Origin of the sequence: Streptomyces sp. NPDC094034 (assembly GCF_040303865.1) — a bacterium.
Classification (GTDB): domain Bacteria; phylum Actinomycetota; class Actinomycetes; order Streptomycetales; family Streptomycetaceae; genus Streptomyces.
In genome coordinates this window covers 18301-38997 of sequence record NZ_JBEOUD010000036.1, presented here as the reverse complement: position 1 = coordinate 38997, position 20697 = coordinate 18301, and the positions used below count along the sequence as shown (strand labels likewise).

General features: G+C 70.4%; 6 protein-coding genes and 1 pseudogene. 4 read left to right on the top strand and 3 right to left on the bottom strand.

Features of this window, described 5'->3' with window-relative positions; all coding sequences use genetic code 11:
* Positions 1 to 95: 95 nt before the first annotated feature.
* Both mfd and ABTZ59_RS27225 read left to right on the top strand, forming a co-directional pair.
* Positions 96 to 3656, top strand: a complete 3561-nt coding sequence (gene mfd, locus ABTZ59_RS27230) for a transcription-repair coupling factor (protein WP_351418436.1) — start codon at positions 96 to 98, stop codon at positions 3654 to 3656.
* Positions 3657 to 3790: 134 nt separating this feature from the next.
* Positions 3791 to 4513, top strand: coding sequence for an HNH endonuclease family protein (locus ABTZ59_RS27225; RefSeq protein ID WP_503003759.1), 723 nt, complete (start codon positions 3791 to 3793; stop codon positions 4511 to 4513).
* 127 nt (positions 4514 to 4640) lie between these two features.
* Here the strand turns inward: ABTZ59_RS27225 and ABTZ59_RS27220 are convergent, their stop codons facing one another.
* Complete coding sequence (locus ABTZ59_RS27220) at positions 4641 to 5555, bottom strand: class I SAM-dependent methyltransferase (protein WP_351418431.1); 915 nt, start codon at positions 5553 to 5555, stop codon at positions 4641 to 4643.
* Between the two features lie 49 nt (positions 5556 to 5604).
* Positions 5605 to 8055 carry a YfhO family protein gene (locus ABTZ59_RS27215; RefSeq protein WP_351418426.1) on the bottom strand — a complete coding sequence of 817 codons (2451 nt, stop codon included), beginning with the start codon at positions 8053 to 8055 and terminating at the stop codon, positions 5605 to 5607.
* A 174-nt stretch (positions 8056 to 8229) separates the two neighbouring features.
* Between ABTZ59_RS27215 and ABTZ59_RS27210 the strand changes: the two are divergent.
* A pseudogene (locus ABTZ59_RS27210) lies at positions 8230 to 8622 on the top strand (GtrA family protein); the annotation flags it as partial.
* A gap of 109 nt (positions 8623 to 8731) precedes the next feature.
* Here ABTZ59_RS27210 and ABTZ59_RS27205 read toward each other — a convergent pair.
* The gene (locus ABTZ59_RS27205; protein ID WP_351418422.1) at positions 8732 to 10720 is read right to left on the bottom strand and encodes a tachylectin-related carbohydrate-binding protein; all 1989 of its coding nucleotides are present in this window, start codon (positions 10718 to 10720) and stop codon (positions 8732 to 8734) included.
* Positions 10721 to 10907: 187 nt separating this feature from the next.
* Here ABTZ59_RS27205 and ABTZ59_RS27200 point away from each other — a divergent pair, with 187 nt between their 5' ends.
* Positions 10908 to 20672, top strand: a complete 9765-nt coding sequence (locus tag ABTZ59_RS27200; protein ID WP_351418413.1) for a LamG-like jellyroll fold domain-containing protein — start codon at positions 10908 to 10910, stop codon at positions 20670 to 20672.
* Positions 20673 to 20697: the final 25 nt, after the last annotated feature.

Sequence of the window (20697 nt, the reverse complement as noted above, 5' to 3'; positions counted from 1 at the left end):
GCTGGAGAACCCCCGGCCCGTGAGACGTGTCGGGTCCCTTGCGTTGCCCACGCTGTTCACCCGCTCGATCTCGGACCTGGATGGAACCCCCCTTCATGAGCCTGCACGGTCTGCTGGACGCCGTCGTACGTGACCCGGCGCTCGCCGGAGCGGTGAAGGCCGCCGCCGAGGGTCACCGCCCGCACATCGACCTCGTCGGACCGCCCGCGGCGCGGCCCTTCGCGGTGGCCGCGCTGGCGCGCGAGGCCGGGCGGCCCGTGCTGGCCGTGACCGCGACCGGGCGGGAGGCCGAGGATCTGGCGGCGGCCCTGCGCTCGCTGCTCGACCCGGACACCGTCGTCGAGTACCCGTCGTGGGAGACCCTGCCGCACGAGCGGCTCTCGCCCCGCTCCGACACCGTGGGCCGCAGGCTCGCCGTGCTGCGCCGGCTCGCGCACCCGGCGAAGGACGACCCCACGGCCGGCCCGGTCAGTGTGGTGGTCGCGCCCGTACGCTCCGTACTCCAGCCGCAGGTCAAGGGGCTCGGCGAGCTGGAGCCCGTCGCGCTGCGCAGCGGCGAGAGCGCCGATCTGAACGGGATCACGGAGGCGCTGGCCGCCGCCGCGTACGCCCGGGTCGAGCTGGTCGAGAAGCGCGGCGAGTTCGCCGTGCGCGGCGGCATCCTGGATGTCTTCCCGCCCACCGAGGAGCACCCCCTGCGGGTGGAGTTCTGGGGCGACGACGTGGAGGAGATCCGTTACTTCAAGGTGGCCGACCAGCGCTCCCTGGAGGTGGCCGAGCACGGACTGTGGGCGCCGCCCTGCCGGGAGCTGCTGCTCACCCCCGAGGTACGGGAGCGGGCCGCCGCGCTCGCGGAGCTGCATCCGGAGCTGGGCGAGCTGCTCGGCAAGATCGCGGAGGGGATCGCGGTCGAGGGCATGGAGTCCCTGGCGCCGGTCCTCGTGGACGACATGGAGCTGCTGCTCGATGTCCTGCCCGCCGGTTCGATGGCGCTGGTCTGCGATCCCGAGCGGGTACGGACCCGGGCGGCGGACCTGGTGGCGACGAGCCAGGAGTTCCTCCAGGCGTCGTGGGCGGCGAGCGCCGACGGCGGCGAGGCCCCGATCGATGTCGGCGCGGCCTCGCTGCGGGGCATCGCGGACATCCGGGAGCATGCCCGTGAGCTGGGCATGATGTGGTGGTCGGTGTCCCCGTTCGCCGTGGACGAGGAGCTGGAGGACGCCTCGGGCGAGGCCATCACGCTGGGCATGCGCGCCCCGGAGTCGTACCGCGGCGACACCGCACGCGCGCTCGCCGACACCAAGGGCTGGCTGGCGGACGGCTGGCGTACGGTCTTCGTCACGGAGGGGCACGGCACGGCGGCCCGTACGGTCGAGGTTCTGGGCGGCGAGGGCATCCCGGCCAGGCTCGACACCCCCGGGGCCCGCACCGCCCGCGGTCTGGAGGAGATCGCCCCGTCGCTGGTCCATGTCGCGTGCGGCTCGATCGACTACGGCTTCGTGGACCCGGACCTCAAGCTCGCCGTGCTCACCGAGACCGATCTCTCCGGCCAGAAGGCGGCGGGCAAGGACGGCGCCCGGATGCCGGCCAAGCGCCGCAAGACCATCGACCCGCTCACGCTGGAGACGGGCGACTACATCGTCCATGAGCAGCACGGCGTCGGCCGCTATGTCGAGATGGTGCAGCGCACGGTGCAGGGCGCGACCCGGGAGTATCTGCTCGTCGAGTACGCCCCGGCCAAGCGCGGCCAGCCGGGCGACCGCCTCTACATCCCCACCGACCAACTGGAACAGGTCACCAAGTACGTGGGTGGCGAGGCTCCGACGCTGCACCGCCTCGGCGGCGCGGACTGGACGAAGACCAAGGCGCGCGCCAAGAAGGCGGTCAAGGAGATCGCCGCCGACCTGATCAAGCTCTACTCGGCGCGGATGGCGGCCCCCGGCCATGCCTTCGGCCCCGACACCCCCTGGCAGCGGGAGCTGGAGGACGCGTTCCCGTATGTGGAGACGCCCGACCAGCTCTCCACCATCGCCGAGGTCAAGGAGGACATGGAGAAGACGGTCCCGATGGACCGGCTGATCTGTGGCGACGTCGGCTACGGCAAGACGGAGATCGCCGTACGGGCGGCCTTCAAGGCGGTCCAGGACGGCAAGCAGGTCGCGGTCCTCGTCCCGACGACGCTGCTGGTGCAGCAGCACTTCGGCACCTTCTCCGAGCGGTATTCGCAGTTCCCGGTGGCCGTGAAGGCGCTGTCCCGCTTCCAGTCGGACGCGGAGGCGAAGGCGACGCTCCAGGGTCTGCGGGAGGGCGCGGTCGACATCGTCATCGGTACGCACCGGCTGTTCTCGTCCGAGACCAGGTTCAAGGACCTGGGGCTGGTCATCGTGGACGAGGAGCAGCGGTTCGGCGTGGAGCACAAGGAGCAGTTGAAGAAGCTGCGTGCCAATGTCGATGTCCTCACCATGTCCGCGACACCCATCCCCCGTACGCTCGAAATGGCCGTCACGGGCATCCGTGAGATGTCGACGATCACCACGCCGCCGGAGGAGCGCCATCCGGTGCTGACCTTCGTAGGCCCCTACGAGCAGAAGCAGATCGGCGCGGCCGTCCGGCGTGAACTGCTGCGCGAGGGCCAGGTCTTCTATATCCACAACCGCGTGGAGTCGATCGACCGGGCGGCGGCGCGGCTGCGCGAGATCGTCCCCGAGGCGCGGATCGCGACGGCGCACGGCCAGATGGGCGAGAGCGCGCTGGAGCAGGTCGTGGTCGACTTCTGGGAGAAGAGATTCGACGTCCTGGTCTCCACGACGATCGTCGAGTCCGGGATCGACATCTCGAACGCCAACACCCTGATCGTGGAGCGCGGTGACAACTTCGGTCTCTCGCAGCTGCATCAGCTGCGGGGCCGGGTGGGGCGTGGCCGGGAGCGCGGCTACGCGTACTTCCTCTACCCGCCGGAGAAGCCGCTGACGGAGACCGCCCATGAGCGGCTGGCGACGATCGCCCAGCACACGGAGATGGGCGCGGGCATGTATGTCGCGATGAAGGACCTGGAGATCCGCGGCGCGGGCAATCTGCTCGGCGGCGAGCAGTCGGGGCATATCGCGGGTGTCGGATTCGATCTGTATGTACGGATGGTGGGCGAGGCGGTCGCCGACTACCGCGCGTCCATCGAGGGCGGGGTGGAGGAGGCGCCGCCGCTGGAGGTCAAGATCGAGCTGCCGGTCGACGCGCATGTCCCGCACGAGTACGCGCCGGGCGAGCGGCTGCGGCTCCAGGCGTACCGCGCGATCGCCTCGGCCAACTCGGAGGAGGACATCGCGGCGGTCCGCGAGGAGCTGACCGACCGCTACGGCAAGCTCCCGGAGCCGGTGGAGAATCTGCTGCTGGTGGCGGGGTTGCGGATGCTCGCGCGGGCGTGCGGGGTGGGCGAGATCGTGCTCCAGGGCGCGAACATCCGGTTCGCGCCGGTGGAGCTGAGGGAGTCGCAGGAGCTGCGCCTGAAGCGGCTCTATCCCCGTACGGTCATCAAGGCGCCGGCGCACCAGATCCTGGTACCGCGCCCGACGAGCGGGAAGATCGGCGGCAAGCCGGTCGTGGGGCGTGAACTGCTCGCGTGGACGGGCGAGTTCCTGGCGACGATCCTGGGCTCGTAGGTCCTGTCCGGCCGGCCGGCCGCGATCCGGTGGTCACCGCCGCGCATTAGAGTGCGGCGGTGAGCAGTCTTGAGGAACGAATAGCGCGAACGTGTCGTGGGGGAAGGGCTCTTGCCCTTCCCGTGGTGTCCCTGGTGTCCGCGGTGGTGCTGACGGGGTGTACGGGGGAGCTGGACGCCGACCCCGATGCGTCGGCGTCCGCGTCGGCGCCGAGCGGTGGCGGATCCGGTGCCGGGCCGCTCGGGAATCCCGACGGGACGAAGCCGGGGCTCGCGGCGATCAGTTCCGAGGCCGACCGGGAGAGCGCGCGGCAGCTCATCGAACGGGTACGCACCGCCGGGCGGGGGCCCAAGACCGGTTATGACCGGGACGAGTTCGGCCCCGCCTGGACAGACACGGCGGACGGGGTGCCGCTGGCGCGGAACGGCTGCGACACCCGCAACGATCTGCTGCGCCGCGACGGCCAGGAGCTGCGCTTCCGCTCGGGCTCCGACTGCGTGGTCGCCTCCATGACGCTGCATGATCCCTACACCGGCACGACGATCGAGTGGAGCAAGCAGCGGGCGAGCGAGGTGCAGATAGACCATGTGGTGCCGCTGTCGTACAGCTGGCAGCTCGGCTCCGCCCGCTGGTCCGAGGACAAGCGCCGCCAACTGGCGAACGACGTGCTGAATCTGCTGCCGGTGGAGGGCCGTGCCAACTCGGCCAAGCGCGATTCCGGTCCGGCGTCCTGGCTTCCGCCGGACAAGGCGATCCGGTGCGCGTACGCGGTCCGCTTCGGTCAGGTCGCGCTCAAGTACGAGATGCCCGTGACCGCGGCGGACAAGCGGACGATGCTCCAGCAGTGCGGCGGCTGACCAGGCGGCTGATCAGGCAGCTGACCAGCAGGCCGACCAGGCTGCTGGTCGGCCGCCGCCCCCGCCCCTCGGCCCACCGGGCGGGGGGCGAGGGACGGGGGCGGCGGGCTGACGTCGGTGGGGGGCCCTACGCGGCCCGCGCCCGCAGGAACGCCGACGTCGAGACGCGTCCCAGCATCTCCAGTCGCGACGTGCCGTTCGCCAGGTACTTGTCCGTGGCCTCCTGGACGCCCGGCCAGTGGCCGTCGCCGTAGTCGTCGAGAACGACGATCCCGCCGGGTGCCACGATCTCCTCGACCCATTCCAGGTCGGCCAGCACGCCTTCCGCGGAGTGGTCGCCGTCCACCACGATCACGCCGTACTCACGGTCGGAGACCGCGGCCCGCACCTCGGGGTCGCCGGAGAAGCCCTGCTGTATACGGGCCTCCTCGCCGGACCGGCCGCCCAGCGCGAGGTTGGCGCGTACGACGTCCATCCGCACCGGCGTGCCCGTGGGCTCTGCGGACTGCTTCGCGCCCGGCTGGAGCTGACTGCCGACCAGCGGGTCGACGATCGTGAGCCGCGCCTCCGTACCGGCCCGGTGCAGCATGCGCATCATCGTGGCCGAGAACAGGCCGTACAGCGTGCCGATCTCCAGGACGTCGCGGTTCGGCGGGGCGAGCAGCGGCACGGTGGCGAGCTTGCCGCACACGTTCGAGGTGGAGCCCGCCAGCCGGCCAACGGCCAGCGCCTCCAGGGCGATCACATTGCGGTACGCGATCGTCACGTTGCGCCGCGCGTGCGCGCCGTCCTCGCCCGTGACCTCGGCGATCTGCTTGACGAGCGTGTTGATCTGCGCGGGCGTGGGCACCCGGTGACCGCTGCGCCCCGTCCTGTCGAACAGCAGGCCGAACGCGTACTGCTGAGCGCGCAAGTCGGCGACTTCGCGCTTGAGGGCATCCAGATCAGTACGCAGGGGCGAATGCTTGATGCGCCGGTCAACCATACCGGCGGCCGGCCGCAGAATGCGCTTCGCCAGCCGGTTGCTCAAAAGAGAAGCCATGCGCGGAAACTACGCTCCGACACGGGCACGGCGGGCCACACTCCAGTGCTCAATAGATGAAGGGTTGGTGTCGCGGGGGCGACGCGGGCATGGCGCGACGACGCGCGGCCGTGACGAAAGCCACGCTGACCAGCACGATCAGTGCCGAGGCCCCCACCGCGGAACCCAAACGCGATCCGGGGGGACGAAATGAACAGTCCACGGTGGTTTGGGAGCCGTTCAGTGGTGCCGCGACCAGCCCGAGGTGGGAGGCGGCGGGTTTGCCGTCGCACTTCCAGCCCGCGATACGGGGCGCCGCGAGCACCGCGAGACCCGTGCTGCCGGCCGGGACCTCGGCACGTACACCGCTGTTCGTCACCGTCACCGAGACGGCGCCCGTGTCCGTCAGCTGGTCCACCGCCGCCGACAGCCGCCGCCGGTCGAGGCAGCCCACGCTCCACTCGCGCGGGCGCGCGCCGTCGAAGGTGACCGGGATGCCCGCGCGCTCCGCCGTGCCGAGGGAGACCATCGCCGCCCTGCGCTTGGGCAGTCTGCCGGTGAGCGCGACGGGCGGGTGGTCGCCCAGCCTCGCCCTGCCGTAGTGGCCCGGTGCGAAGAGGAAGACCTCGGTGTTCGCCGGGCACGTGGCGGTGTCCCGGGGGGAGGTGAGGACACGGCTGTAGACCCGGGCGCCGAGCAGGAGTTCCTGGTTGCGGAAGGGCGAACGCCCATAGCGCGGAGCCGGCATGTCCCGCGCTTGCGGCCGTACGGTCACCAGCGGCGGCGCCGGTGCCCGTACGACCACCGGCGCGTGCCCCGGCTCGGTACGCAGACGCGCGCCCACCGCGAAGATCGCGTCGGTGACCGGGTTGTCCAGGCTCTCCATCGCCCGGCCGCCGGAGGTCCAGCCACCGCCGAGCGCGGCCATGGTGCTGGTCAGTACGGCCGGTGTATGGCTGCTGTAGTACGCGCCGCCCTCGCCGCCGAGCAGCAGCGGGTCGTTGGCGGTGATCCGCTCGCGCCCGGGATCCGTGCGGTAGCGCGGCCAGCCGTCGGCCGCCGCGATCGCGGCGGCCCTGGCGCTCTGGTCGGTGCCCCAGGCCGGGTAGTCGTCCAGCGCCGACAGCCGTTTACGGTCCACATAGGCGGTGGTGGCCGCCGCCTGCCCGGTCAGGCTGCCCACCACCAGCAGCGCGGCGAGCACGGCGTAGCCGCGTGCGCGCGCCAGCGCCAGACCGGCCGCCGCCGCGGCCAGTCCGCCGCCGAAGAGTGCCAGCGCCCGCGCGTCGGGGACTCCGCCGGCGCTCGCGGCGAGCGCGACCGCCACGAGCACGCCCGTACCCACGAGCAGGGCGCGACGGCCCGGCCAGCCATGGCTGATGCCCGTCCAGGCGGTGAGGACGAGGATCCCGGCGAATATGAACGTCTGGCGGTAGGTGCTGCCGTTGGGGATCGCGAAGGCGTGCCACGCCAGACTCGTCGGCCCCCACTGCAACGACAGCGCCACCCCCACCGCCAGCGCCGTCCAGCCCACCCGTACGCGCCTGGGCACCGAGCGGTGCGCGAGCAGGGCGGCGGCGGGCAGCAGCACGCACGCGCCCAGGAACAGCGCGGGGGTGAAGAAGCCGTACGTCGCCGGGAGCAGCCGCGTGAACATCTGCATCCAGGGGACGGGTACGAACTCCTTGGTCCAGCCCGGGGACGCGTACCGGGTGCCGAGGAAGACGGGGACGAGAACGGGAGCGGCCAGCCCGATGCCGAGCAGCACGGTGACGGCGGCCCGTGCCAGGCCCCGGACGCGCTCGCGTACGGTCCGTTCGTCGTCCAGCAGCAGCCGCAGGCAGAGCACCAGCGCGGCCCCGAGGGTCGCCATGTAGGCGGTGTAGAAGTTGGCGGTCCAGGCGAGCGCGACGACCAGCGGGCCGAGCACCGGCCGCCGCGCCGTGCGGGCCCACTCGCCGACCAGACAGAGCAGCGGGAAGGCGATGAGGCCGTCCAGCCACATGGGGTTGTACGACGCCTCGGCGACGGACCAGCCGCAGAGCGCGTATCCGGCGCCGAGCACCGCCGCGACCCACCGGGGCGAGTGGCGGGCGCCCCGGGCCAGATGGAGCAGCAGCGCGGTCATGGCGGCTGCCGCCGCCGCCATCTTCAGCAGGGTGATCGCATAGACCGCGAGGTCGATCCGGTCCCGGGGGAAGAGCCCGACCAGTACGGCGAACGGGCTGGTCAGATACGTGCCGAGATCGGGCAGGAAAGCGGCGCCGTACCCCGAGCGCCAGTTGAGCAGAAGGCCGCCCTCGGCCCGTCCGTGCAGCAGGTCCCACAGCTGGGCGTGGAACGGTACGAACTGATTCCCGAGGTCGCTGACGCTGCGGGTCCGCGGTCCGAAGGGGAAGACACGGGCCACGGCGTCACCGGCGACGACGGAGACCAGGGTGATCAGCGCGGCGGAGAGGGCGGGCAGGGCCCCCGCGGCGGACGCGATGCTCCGGCCGCGTAAGTTGTTCAGGGCTGGCATGAAGATTGAATATGCCAGCACAAAGCGGGAAAACAGGTCTCAATTCACTTTGTTCATCGAACGGTTGCCTGTAGGTCGTACGGGATGTCCTTCCGCGACATTCTTCCGGGTTTCTGTTCTCCTGGAGTGAAGCGGCCTCCGCCGGAGCCGTAACCAGGGGGAGCGCGCACGCACATGACGGTCCGGATCCAGATGGTCAGGTTCGCGCTGGTCGGCGTGGCGAACACAGGTACGTACTACGCCTTCTACCTGCTGCTGCTGAGCCGGATGCCGTATGTGGCCGCGCATGTCGTCGCGTCCGTGCTGAGCATGATCGGCTCGTTCTTCCTGAACAGCTGGTTCACCTACCGCACGCGCCCCACCTGGCGGAAGTTCCTGCTGTTCCCGCTCACCAACGCGGCGAACTTCATCATCACCACCGTCGGGGTCTATCTGCTGGTGGACGTCATGCACTTCGGCAGCCGGTACGCGCCGCTGATCGCGGCGGCCGGGGCCATCCCGATCACCTTCGTCGTCTCCCGCGCCATCATGCTCCGCCCGGACCCCCGCCCGCGCAAGGGCGCCCGGAGCCGGCGGAAGGACGCCCAGTCAACGGCGATCCCGCGGACGGACGCCCAGTCACCGCCGGGCCCCCGGGAGGGCGCCGACCACATGGCCGTGGCCGACGCCCCCTCCGTCACTTCGCCGGCGGGGCCGGCAGGGTCCGGCCGGTGAAGACCGGCGCTTCGGCCGGGGAGTCGGCCGCGCCCTGAGCGCTCCGCGCCATGCGCGAGAAGCCCAGGTCCAGGTGGTACACCCGGGTCTGGTTGTCCGCCGTACGGAACATGTAGGCCCAGGTCGGCCCCGACGCGTTGGTGTACTCGAACGCGGTCGGCTCGGTGGCCGCCTGCTCGCTGGTCGGCTGCTGCCAGGGCCGCCAGACCCCGGTGCCCTGGAGCGTCTCACCGGTGTTGTGGATCGTGCCGTCCGTGCCGAGCACCAGTACCTCGGTGACCCCGTTGACCGGGCTGATCACGGCGGTGGGCGAGCCCTTCGCGGTGACCCCGTCGATCGTGGACCACTCCCCGTAGGCGCCGCCCTCGGCGGACTGGGAGGTCGTGACGACCGTACCGTTGCCGTCGGTGGCGAAGACCCGCAGACGGTAGCCGGGGTAGACGACGACCGCCGGGGTGCCGGTCACGCCCTGCGCGCCGAGCGCGGTCCACGCGGACAGCGTGCCGGCCTCCTTGAACAGCGCCGTGCTCAGTACGCCGGAGGCGTTCCGACCGAAGAGCTGGATCCCGTCCCGGACGGTGACCGCGGTGAACGGCCCTTCGAAGCCGCTGCCGCCGAGCGGCATCCAGCCCATGAAGTCCACGTTGGCGCGCTGCTGGATGCGGTACCAGGGCTTGCCGTCGGCGTCCGAGGCGAACTGGACCAGCAGCCCGGTCGGGGTCTTCGCGGTGACGGCGTGCTGGGCCATCGCCCCGGCGAGGTTGATCCAGTTGCCCCAGTCCTCGGCGGACACGGCGGTCTGGTTGCGCTGCCAGACGCTGCCCGAGGTGTTGTGCGCGCTCACCACGACGCGGCCGTCGCTGTGCGTGGCGAGGGACGGCTGCCCGGAGAAGGCCTCGTTGCCGGAGATCGTCGTCCACTTGACGCCGTTGAAGTCCGACGGGTCGGACTGCCTGCCGTACACCAGCCGGCCGATGTTGTCGGTGTACGCGTACTCCAGCGCGCCCGAGGGGGAGCGCATCGCGGAGCCGCGGCTGTAGGTCTCCAGCGGCACGGCCGGTGAGGCCGGCGTGTGGTTGGAGTCGAGCCGGCAGGCGTCGGGGGCCGTGGACACCGAGGTGTACGCCGCCCAGCCGCTGCTCTCCACCAGCTTGTTGTAGACGGGGAAGTTGCCCAGCGTCTCGTCGTAACGGTAGTAGCGGACCTCGCCGTTGCCCTTGACGCGGAACAGCGTGTCCCCGCCGTACGAGCTCATGTACTTGGTGTCGCTCCAGTCCGCGGCGGACACCTGGACATGGCGCTCCACCCAGCGCTGGCTGGTGAAGTCGTAACGGGACCGGTAGAGCTTGCCGTCGGTGGCGGAGCGGGCGAACAGCACGCCCTTGTCACCGGCGTAGATCGCGTCGTAGCGGTCCCATCCCATGTCGATGATCTTGCCGCCCTCGGCGACGAAGTCATCGGCGGCGGCGTCGTAGCGCCACCAGCGCAGCTGTCCGGTGTCGGGGGAGAACGTCCAGAGGTTGCCGCCGCGGTCCATGGTGATGTCGTCGGCCCTGGCGCCCGTGCGGTACTCGCTGAAAGCGCTGCTGATCTTCCTGTGGTGTACGTCCCAGGTGGCCGTCGCGCTGATGCGGTGGCTGTAGTAGAGGCCGTCCGACTTGATCCCGTAGAACGCGGCCGCGGGACCGGCGAGCAGCCTGCCGTAGCCGGACCACCCCGTGTCGATGGTGCCGGCCGCGGGCAGGGCGTTGCCGACGCCCGGCGACGGCATGTCCTGGCGCAGCAGCTTGCCGGCCGAGTCGATCGCGTAGGTCGCGCCACCGGGGTTGCAGGTGAACGGGACGGCCGCCTGCGCCGTGCCGGGAAGTGCGATCAGCAGGGGCAGGGCGGCCGCCGCCGCCGTAACGAGTGCCGTCCAACGCCCGGTTCTTCGGGGCGAATTGAGAGTCATGCGCTGGACGCTAGGCGTCCCTGGGTGAACGGTGCGGTAGCGGTCAGGTGAACAACACCCCTACGAAGGAAACCAGTAGATGAACCCTGCGTGCGGGTCTCGACATGTCCATCACATGCTCCTCATCATCTGGTTGATCGTTTCGTCTCGGATCGGTGGGGGGACCGTGCCGGCATACCGAAGGCATGTGCGGACATTTCTGATGGCCCGTCTGTGCCGCACAGGCTGGGCCAAGTTGATCGCGCTCGTCGCGATCGGGGTCGTCGCCGTCGGCACCGTGGCGGTGGCCGGTGTGGGGTTCCCGCTGTTCCCCGAGCCGCTGCCCGGCGCGAAGGGTCCCGGCCAGCGCTGGGGCAGCGCCGAGGGCCGCGACCATCTGGTCGCCGACGGGACCAACCGCACCACCGGACAGTCGCTGCGCGCCAAGTACCCGCTGCGCGCGCCGTCGGTGCGCAAGCCGGCCGAGGGACGCAACACCGCCTCCGTCGCCACGCCGCCCGCCCCCGCCGACACCGTCACCGGCTTCGACCGCGCGACCAGCAAGGAGATCGTCTCCGAGCGCGCCGCGCACAGCCGTACGTACGCCAACGCCGACGGCACCGAGACGACAGAACTCTCCACCACCCCGCTCCACTACCGCGACCGCGCGGGCGCCTGGCGGCCGGTCGACCCCGCGCTGGTCGCGTCGGACGGCGGCTGGGCGGGCGCGGCCGGCTCCGTGGGCGTACGGCTCGCCGACCGGGCGGACGCGGACCGGCTCGCGGCCGTCACCTTCCCCTCCGGCGAGTCCTTCGCGTACGGGCTGGACGGCGCGACCGCCGCCAAGGGAGCCGCCACGCCGGAGAACGGCGACGGGAACGGCGCGGCGGACAGCCGTGTCAGCTACCGCGAGGTCCTGCCAGAAACCGATCTGTGGCTGGACTCGCGGGCGGGCGGCGTCAAGGAGACGCTTGTCCTGCGCTCCGCCGACGCCCCCACCACCTTCGACTTCCCGCTCACACTCACCGGCCTCACCGCGAAGCCGGGCACCGCGGGCTCCGGCGGCGCGGGCTCCGTCGTCCTCGCCGACGACCAGGGGCGCACGAAGGCCGTCATCCCGGCCGGCTTCATGGAGGACGCCAACGGCGCGCTCTCCCACGCCGTCCGCTACGAACTGATCGCGCGCGACGGCGGCGGCCAGGCCCTGCGGGTCAGCGCCGACCGCGACTGGCTCACCGATCCGGCCCGCGCCTTCCCCGTCCGGGTCGACCCGTCCGTCGACACCACCGCGTCCTCCCGCTCCATGTACGTCACGGAGAACGGACCGGTCGCGGGCTCGAACGAACTGCACGTCGGCAAGGGCACGGCCGGCTCCACCGCCTCCTATCTCGGCTTCCCCGGCCTCGACACGGAGCTGAAGAACCACAAGATCTTCGGCGCGCAGCTCCAGGTCGTGAACTACGACGCGGCCTCCTGCAAGCCCCGTTCCGTCTCCGTCCATCCGGTGACCCAGTCCTGGACGGTCGCGAACGGCGGCTCGTACCCCGGCCCCTCGGTCGGCGGTTCGCTGGCGTCCAAGTCCTTCGCGTACGGGCATATCGCCGTCGGCTCCTCGAAGTCCGGCTGCCCCGCCGCCGGTGAGCTGTTCGACCTCGGCAAGAGCGGCCGTGACCTGGTGCAGCGCTGGGTGGACGGCAGCCAGCCCAACTACGGGCTCTCGCTGCGCGCTTCGGCCAGTGACCCGCTCGGGTTCAAGAAGTTCACCGGCGACACCACCGCCAACCCGCCGAAGCTGTTCGTCACGCACTCCCCGTACAACGCGTCCTACTCCTTCCCCAAGCCGGTGCCCGACCCGCCCGTCCTCCAGAACCAGGCGGGCAAGGTCAAGGTCACCGTCACCAACAAGGGCGCGGAGACCTGGACCGCGGGCGGCTACTACCTCGCCTACCGCGCGTACGACTCCAAGGGCAAGCTCGTCACCCAGCAGCGCGCGGCCGATGTCACGGGACAGGTCGCGCACGGCGGCAAGATCACCTTCGACGCGACCATCAAGGCGCTGCCGCCGGGCACCTACATGCTCGACTTCACGATGGTCCGCACCGGCGGCAAGGTCTTCACCGACGAGCAGGTGCCGCCGGGGCGGCTCGTCCTCCAGGTCTTCGACATCGCGCCGGTGGTCAAGGAGCAGTTCCCGCCCAACGGTTACCAGGCGCAGACCCTCACCCCGCAGCTGTGGGCGGCCGGGGTCGACATCGACGCGCCGCCCGGCCTGGCGCTCCAGTACAAGTTCGAGATCTGCGAGGCGGACAAGGACGGCAAGCCGACCGGCTGCACCACCTCCGCGTATCAGCCGGGATCCGCCTACACGGTGCCCGCCGGGCGGCTGAAGTGGGGCACGACATATCTGTGGCGCGGCTTCGTCAAGGACGCGTCGAACGAGGTGCCGACCGCGCAGGTCGCGCTGGTGGCGGCCGTCCCGCAGCCCGAGATCACCTCGCGGCTCGCCGAGGCCCAGGGCAAGGAGTTCGACCCGAACGTCGGCAACTTCACCACCGCCGCGATCGACGCCTCCGTGGCCGGGGTGGGCCCTGACCTCACGCTCGTACGGACGTACAACAGCCTGGACCCGAGGCGTGACGCCGCCTTCGGCGCGGGCTGGTCGACGCGGTACGACATGCGGCTGACCTCCGACGATGACGGCACGGGCAATGTCGTCATCCGCTACCCGGACGGCCAGGACGTCCGCTTCGGCAAGAACGCGGACGGTACGTTCGCCCCGCCGCCCGGCCGGTTCGCCAAGCTGACGGCGGACGCCGCGGCCGGTACGTACAAGCTCCAGGACAAGTCGGGCACGGTCTACGACTTCAGCTCGTCCGGCCTGCTGGTGAAGGTCACCGACCCGTTCTCCACGGTCGTCAACTACACCTACTCCGGCGGGAAGATCTCGACGGCGGTCAACGCCCGCTCCGGCCGCTCCCTCACCTTCACCTGGACCGGCGCGCATGTCACCAAGGTGGCCACCAACGCGGTCAACGGAGCCGCGCTGAGCTGGAGTTACACCTACACCGGGGACCGTCTCGACAAGGTGTGCGACCCGGCGGCGGGCTGTACCCAGTACGGCTACGGCGCGGGCAGCCACTACCGCTCCACCGTCCTCGACTCGCGCCCCGAGTCCTACTGGCGCCTCGGCGAGGCGGAGGGCACGGCCGCCAACAGTGCCGTCGAGGTCAACCTCGGCAAGGACCGGGGCACCTACACCGATGTGACGCTGGGCGCGGCCGGCGCGATCACCGGCGACCCCGGTACGGCGGCCACCTTCAACGGCACCACCTCCCGCGTCGACCTGCCCTCCGGCACGCTCAAGAAGAGCCGTGACGCGGCGGTCGAGGTGTGGTTCAAGACCATCGCGTCGGGGGTCGGCGGTCCGCTCGTCGGCTACCAGAACAAGGCCTGGGGCACCGCCCCGACCAGCGGGGCACCCCTGCTCTACGTCGGTACGGACGGCAAACTGCGCGGCCAGTTCTGGACCGGCACCGCCGCGCCCATCACCGACATCACCAAGAACGTCAACGACGGCAAATGGCACCACGCCGTGCTCTCCGTCTCCGGCTCCACCCAGAACCTGTATCTGGACGGCAAGCTGTCCGGCACCCTCACCGGCGCCCAGCTCGCCCAGAACGATCTGACGTACAACCAGATCGGCGCCGCCCGTCCGGTCACCCCGGCGTCCTGGCCCGGCTGGGGCGCCACCGCCGCCAAGTCGTTCGCCGGCACCATCGACGATGTCTCCGTCTACCACCACCCGCTGGGCGCGGCGGCCGTCGCGGGCCACTACCGCGAGGGCGGCCGGGCCGCCGATCTGCTCACCTCCACGACACTGCCCTCGGGCCGTACCGCCGCCGAGGTGCGCTACGACACCTCCCTCGACCGGGTCGAGGAGTACACCGACCGCAATGGCGGCACCTGGAAGGTCGGCACGCCCGCGGTCTTCGGCAACGACAAGGACCTGCGGCGCACCGTCGAGGTCCGCGACCCGATGGACGCCCCCTACTTCTACGAGTACGACGGTCTGACCTCGCGAATGCTGCGCTACGGCGAGCCGATGGCGCTGGGCGCCCGCGAACCCGCGATCCCCTCCTCCCCGGGGCCGACGGAGCCGCCGGCCGAGATCTGCACCAAGCCCGACCCGGGCGACCCGGCCTTCTGCACCAATCCACCGGGGGACGGCGGCAGCGAGCCCGACTTCATCCGGCACCCCGCGGACGGCGTGGCCATCCGTACGTTCGGCTACGACGACAAGGGCTTCCAGACCTCGATCACCAGCGAGAACGGTGACACCGTCGCGCTCGGCTACGACGACCGCGGCAATGTCGTCCGCCGTACGACCTGCCGGTCCAAGGACGACTGCCAGACCACGTACACCACCTATCCGGTGCCGACGGGCGACTTCGACCTGCGGGCCGACCAGCCCTCCGAGACCCGAGACGGACGCTCCACCGGCGTCACCGACAACCGCTACCGCACGCAGTACCAGTACAACGACAAGGGGGCGCTGCTCACCCAGACGGCGCCCGACGGCGGGGTCGTGCGCCATACGTACACCACCGGCGCGGAACCGGCGGTCGACGGCGGCAACACGGCCACCGGACTGCCGCTGACCACCACCGACCCGCTCGGCAAGGTCACCCGCTACCGCTACTTCAAGAGCGGTGATCTGGCCCAGCTGACCGAACCGTCCGGCCAGATCACGAAGTACACCTATGACACGCTGGGCCGCAAGCTCACCGAGACCACCGTCTCGGACGCCCAGCCGGCCGGGGTCACCACGACCTTCACCTACGACAAGCTCTCCCGGGTCGCCACCGTCACCGACCCGGCCGCGACCAACGTCGTCAACAACGGCGCCAAGCACCAGCAGCAGACCAGCACCAGCTATGACGCCGACGGCAATGTGACGCGCACCGAGGTCAGCGATCTGCTCGGCGGCGACGCGACGCGGGCGATGACGTTCGCTCTCGACGACCGGGGCCGCCCCGAGACGGTCACCGACGCCGAGGGCAGCGAGACCACGTACACCTACGACGTCTTCGGCAACAAGACCTCGATGGTGGACGCCAACGGCAACCACTTCGACTACCTCTACACCGCGCGCAACATGATGGCCGAGACCCGGCTGCGCGACTGGGAGGACGACGGCGGGGACGACGACTACACGGTCCTGGAGTCCTTCGCGTACGACATGGGCGGCCGGGTCGCCAGGAACACCGACTCGATGGGCCGCACCGTCGTCTACCAGTACTTCGGCGACGATCTGGTCAAGTCCATCACCCTCAAGGACTTCCACAACCCCGACGGCACCAAGCGCGACATCGTCATCGAGGCGAACACCTACGACGGCGCCGGCAACGTCCTCACCGAGACGGCGGGCAACGGCAAGCTCGTCACGCAGTACACCTATGACGAGGTGGGCCGTACGAAGTCGACGGTCTCCGACCCGAGCGGGGTGGCCCGCCGCACCACCCTGACCTACGACCTCGCGGGCAATGTGAAGACCTCCGCCTCCAGCGGGCTCGCCTCCAATGTGCCGTGGCCGGTGAGCGTCAACGCCGAGACCGTCACCTACAAGTACGACGACGCGGGCAACGCGATCGAGGAGACCGTCCAGAACGGCACCGAGTCGCGCACCACGAGCTACGGCTATGACCAGCGCGGACTGACGACCTCCCGGACCGACCAGGGCGGCAGGACCACCGAGTACACCTACGACGAGCTGGGCCGGCCGCAGTCCATGAAGGCGCCGGAGGTACGCACGGAGTCCGACGGCGCCGCGCCCGTCACCACCCGGCCCGTCACCTACACCGGCTATGACACCTTCGGCGCGGCGACCGAGTCGGTGGACGCCCTCGGCCGGATCAACCGCTCCGCCTACGACCGGCTCGGCCGGGTCGTCTCCACCACCGCGCCCGCCTACACGGCGCCCGGCTCCGACACGCCCGTCACCCCGACCGTCACGAACACCTATGACGCGCTGGGCAATGTGACCGAGTCGACCGACCCGCTGGGGCGGGTGACGCGCTACGAATACGACCGGCAGAACCGTCTGACGGTCAGGGACGAGCCGACCGGTTCGGGCACCGGCGACGACCGCGCCCGCTGGTCGTACACGTACACCCGCACCGGCGAGGTGCTCTCGGTCACCGACCCGAACGGGGCGCGGGCCGAGACGACATACGACGACATGGACCGGCCGGTCACCACCACCCAGATCGAACGCAGCCCGCAGCCGGGCTCCTTCACCACCCGCAACGACTACGACGACGCGGGCAATGTGGTCAAGCAGACCGCACCGAGCGGCGCCGCCACCCTGTTCGTCTATGACGCGCTCGGCCAGCTGACGCGGCTGACGGACGCGGCGGGCGTGGTCACCCAGTTCGGATACGACATCGCCGGGCGCGAAGTACGGCGCACGGACGGCAAGGGACGGACGTCGTCGAGGCTGTACGACGGGCTCGGCCAGCTGGTCAGGGACGCCGACCTGGACGCCACCAACAGCGAGCTGCGCAAGGTCGGTTACGGCTATGACCAGGCGGGCAACCTGATCAGCGCGACCGACTCACTGGGCCGCAGCACCACCTACGCCTATGACGCGCTGGACCGGCTGACCAGCCAGACGGAACCGGTCACGGACACCAAAACGATCACCACGTCCTTCGGCTACGACGCGCTCGGCAACCGCACCCGCTACACCGACGGGCGCGGCAACAGCACCATCTACACCGTCAACACGCTCGGCCTGCCCGAGTCCGTCATCGAGCCGTCGACCGCGCGCGACCCGTCGCCCGCCGACCGCACCTGGACGACGGCGTACGACGCGACCGGCCAGGCCGTGAAGGTGACCGCGCCGGGCGGGGTCACGCGCGAGCGGGAGTACGACAAGGCCGGCAATCTGATCCGGGAAAGCGGCGCGGGCGCCGAGGCCGCCACGGCGGAGAAGCGCTACGGCTACGACGCGGCGGGCCGGCTCACCAAGGCATCGTCCCCCAAGGGCGACAACGGATACGAGTACAACGACCGGGGCCTGCTGCTGAAGGCCGAGGGCCCGTCGGGCGACGCCTCCTACAGCTACAACGGCGACGGCCAGCTGACCGAGCGCACCGACGCGGCCGGAACCGCGACCTTCACCTACGCGCGCCAGCAACTGGCGGGCGCGAAGGACCCGTTGACGGGCGTCCAGCAGAGCTACGACTACGACGGCGCCGGGGCGGTCGAGCGGGTCGACTACGGCGCCGGGCAGTCGCGCGCGTACACCTATGACGACCTGGGCCGTCTCGACACCGACACGGTCAGAAGCAGCGGCGGCGCGGCCGTCGCGTCCACGGACTACGACTACGACACGAACGACCAGCTGACCGGCAAGACGAGCACCGGCACCGCCAAGGCTGGCGAGAACACCTACGGCTACGACCAGGCGGGCCGGCTCACCTCCTGGACAGCGGACGGCGCGACGACCGAGTACGGCTGGGACGACAGCGGCAACCGCGTCAAGAACGGCGCCAAGACGGCCACGTTCGACGAACGCAACCGGCTGCTGTCCGACGGGGACTACACGTACGACTACACCGCGCGCGGCACCCTCGCCTCCCGTACCAGCTCGGGGCTGGCGGAGGAGTTCACCTTCGACGCGTTCGACCGGATGACGAAGGCGGGCGAGTCCGGGACGACCTACACCTACGACGCGCTGAACCGGGTCGCCGACCGCAACGGCGTCGACTTCACCTACGCCGGTTTCGCCCCCGACCCGGTCAAGGACAACTCGGCCACCTACGGCCGAGGGGCGGCGGACGAACTGCTCTCGGTCGCCGAGGGCGGCGCGGCACAGCTGTCCGTGACCGACAAGCACGGCGATGTGGTCGGCGGCATGTCGCCGACGAACGGCGCGCAGACATCCCTGGCGTCCTCGACGGCGTACGACCCCTTCGGCGCGACGATCGGCACGGCGGGGGCGTCCGACGAGGCGGGCAGCGCGGGCTTCCAGGGGGACTACACCGACCCGGAGACCGACCAGGTCAACATGGGCGCGCGCTGGTACGACCCGGGCACGGGCACCTTCGACTCGCGCGACGCGTACACCTACGCCTCGGGCGCCTCGATCCTCGCCAACCGCTATACGTACGGCGCCGGTTCACCGACGAACTTCACCGACCCGGACGGCAACTGGCCCAGCTGCGGCTGGTGCAAGAAGACCTGGAACAAGGTCAAGAACAGCAAGGCCGCGAAGTTCGTGGTCAAGACCGCGAAGACGGTATGGAAGGCGGCGGTCTACACCGTGCGCCATCCGCTCTCCGCACTGAGGATCGCCAAGAACGCCCTGGGCAACGCCGCGAAGTGGGTGTACGAGAAGTCGGGCCTGAAGACGGCCGTCAACGCCGTCGTCAACGCGACGAGATGGGTCGGCAACAAGATCAGCTCGGCGGCCTCCTCGACGGCCGACTGGGCCAGACAGAAAGCGGCGGAGGCCAGAGCCCAGGTCCAGGCGGCCCGGGAGGCCGTCACCCGCAAGGCCAAGTCGGTCGCCGCGTATGTGGCCAAGCACAACCCGATCCCCGACATCGTGGCGGCGGCGAAACCGCTGATGGCGGTGGCCGGCGCGATCGTCACGGCCAACCCCAACCTCCCGGCGATCATCGTCTCGGCCACCCGCGATGTCGTCGCGGACGTCGCCAAGGTCACGAACGCCATCCGCGACGCGGCGGTGGAGCAGATCGGCATCGTGGTCGAGTCCGTATCGGCGGCGGTGGACTACGTGATCGAGGTCGCCCCGGCGGTCTGGGAGGGCGTGAAGACGGTCGGCAATATCGTCGGAGAGGTCACCGGCTTCAACGACATCAAGAACTGCGTCACCAAGGGCGACATGGAGGCCTGCGCCTGGGCCGTCGCCACGGTGGGCGGCCTGGCCCTGGGCGGAGTGGGCGCGGGCGCGGTCCGGGCGGCGAAGGCCGGCCGGATGGGCATGAAGGCCGTGAAGTACGCGGACGACATCGCGAAGGCGGCCGACAAGATCGGCGATGTGGCCGAGAGGGTCGATTCGGCCGTGTCGTGTCTCCAGCTCGCCGCCGACCTGACCGGCAACAGCTTCCTGCCGGGCACGGAAGTGGTGATGGCCGACGGCGGCAGAAAACCGATCGAGGACGTGGAGGCAGGCGACAAGGTCACGGCCACGGACCCGACGACCGGGAAGACCTCGGCGCAGGAGGTCACCGCGACGATCGAGGGCAAGGGCCTGAAGAACCTGGTCAAGCTCACGGTCGACACGGACGGTGCCAAGGGTGACGCCACGGACACGATCACGGCGACGGAGGGCCACCTCCTCTGGAGCCCGGACCTCAAGAAGTGGCAGAAGGCCGGCGAACTGAAGCCGGGCCAGTGGCTCAGGTCGGGCAACGGCAGCTGGGTCCAGATCGAGGCGGTCCAGGCGTGGACGCAGCGGGCGGCGGTCTACAACCTGAGCGTCGACACGGCGCACACGTTCTTCGTGCTCGCGGGTGCCAAGCCGGTTCTCGTCCACAACTGTGCCGCGAAGAGCAAGAAGAGTGGAAGTGATGGAGCCGACGGCGGTGACTGGACGCCGGATGAGAATTATTCACCGGCGGCCATCGCCGAGCGAAGTGCGGAGTGGGCCGCGCAGGCGGGTCTGACCAAGAAGCACGACCGGCTCGCACGTTCCGTGGCATCGGACTCGTCCTATCCTCAGCGAGTCACCAATGCTGGGGCCGACTTCTGGCGGAACGAAGGGAATGTCCGAGGGTGGGGCGACTGGAAGGACTCGCCGATCTTCGATATGGAGCACCTTGGTGAGTACAATCAGATAAGGGTGATGGTTCATCACCGAACCGGGGAAATCGCCTGGTTCCCGCTCAAGAACGGCGTGCATGACTACAACAATCCGACGTACTACAAGTACGCCAAGCGCTAGCGGTCGATCGACAAGTGAGTGAGGA

Bases quoted from the DNA above. Each gene is read 5' to 3' on its own strand.
- mfd (WP_351418436.1), top strand. From the start codon at position 96: ATGAGCCTGCACGGTCTGCTGGACGCCGTCGTACGTGACCCGGCGCTC.
- ABTZ59_RS27220 (WP_351418431.1), bottom strand. From the start codon at position 5,555: ATGGCTTCTCTTTTGAGCAACCGGCTGGCGAAGCGCATTCTGCGGCCG.
- ABTZ59_RS27215 (WP_351418426.1), bottom strand. From the start codon at position 8,055: ATGCCAGCCCTGAACAACTTACGCGGCCGGAGCATCGCGTCCGCCGCG.
- ABTZ59_RS27205 (WP_351418422.1), bottom strand. From the start codon at position 10,720: ATGACTCTCAATTCGCCCCGAAGAACCGGGCGTTGGACGGCACTCGTT.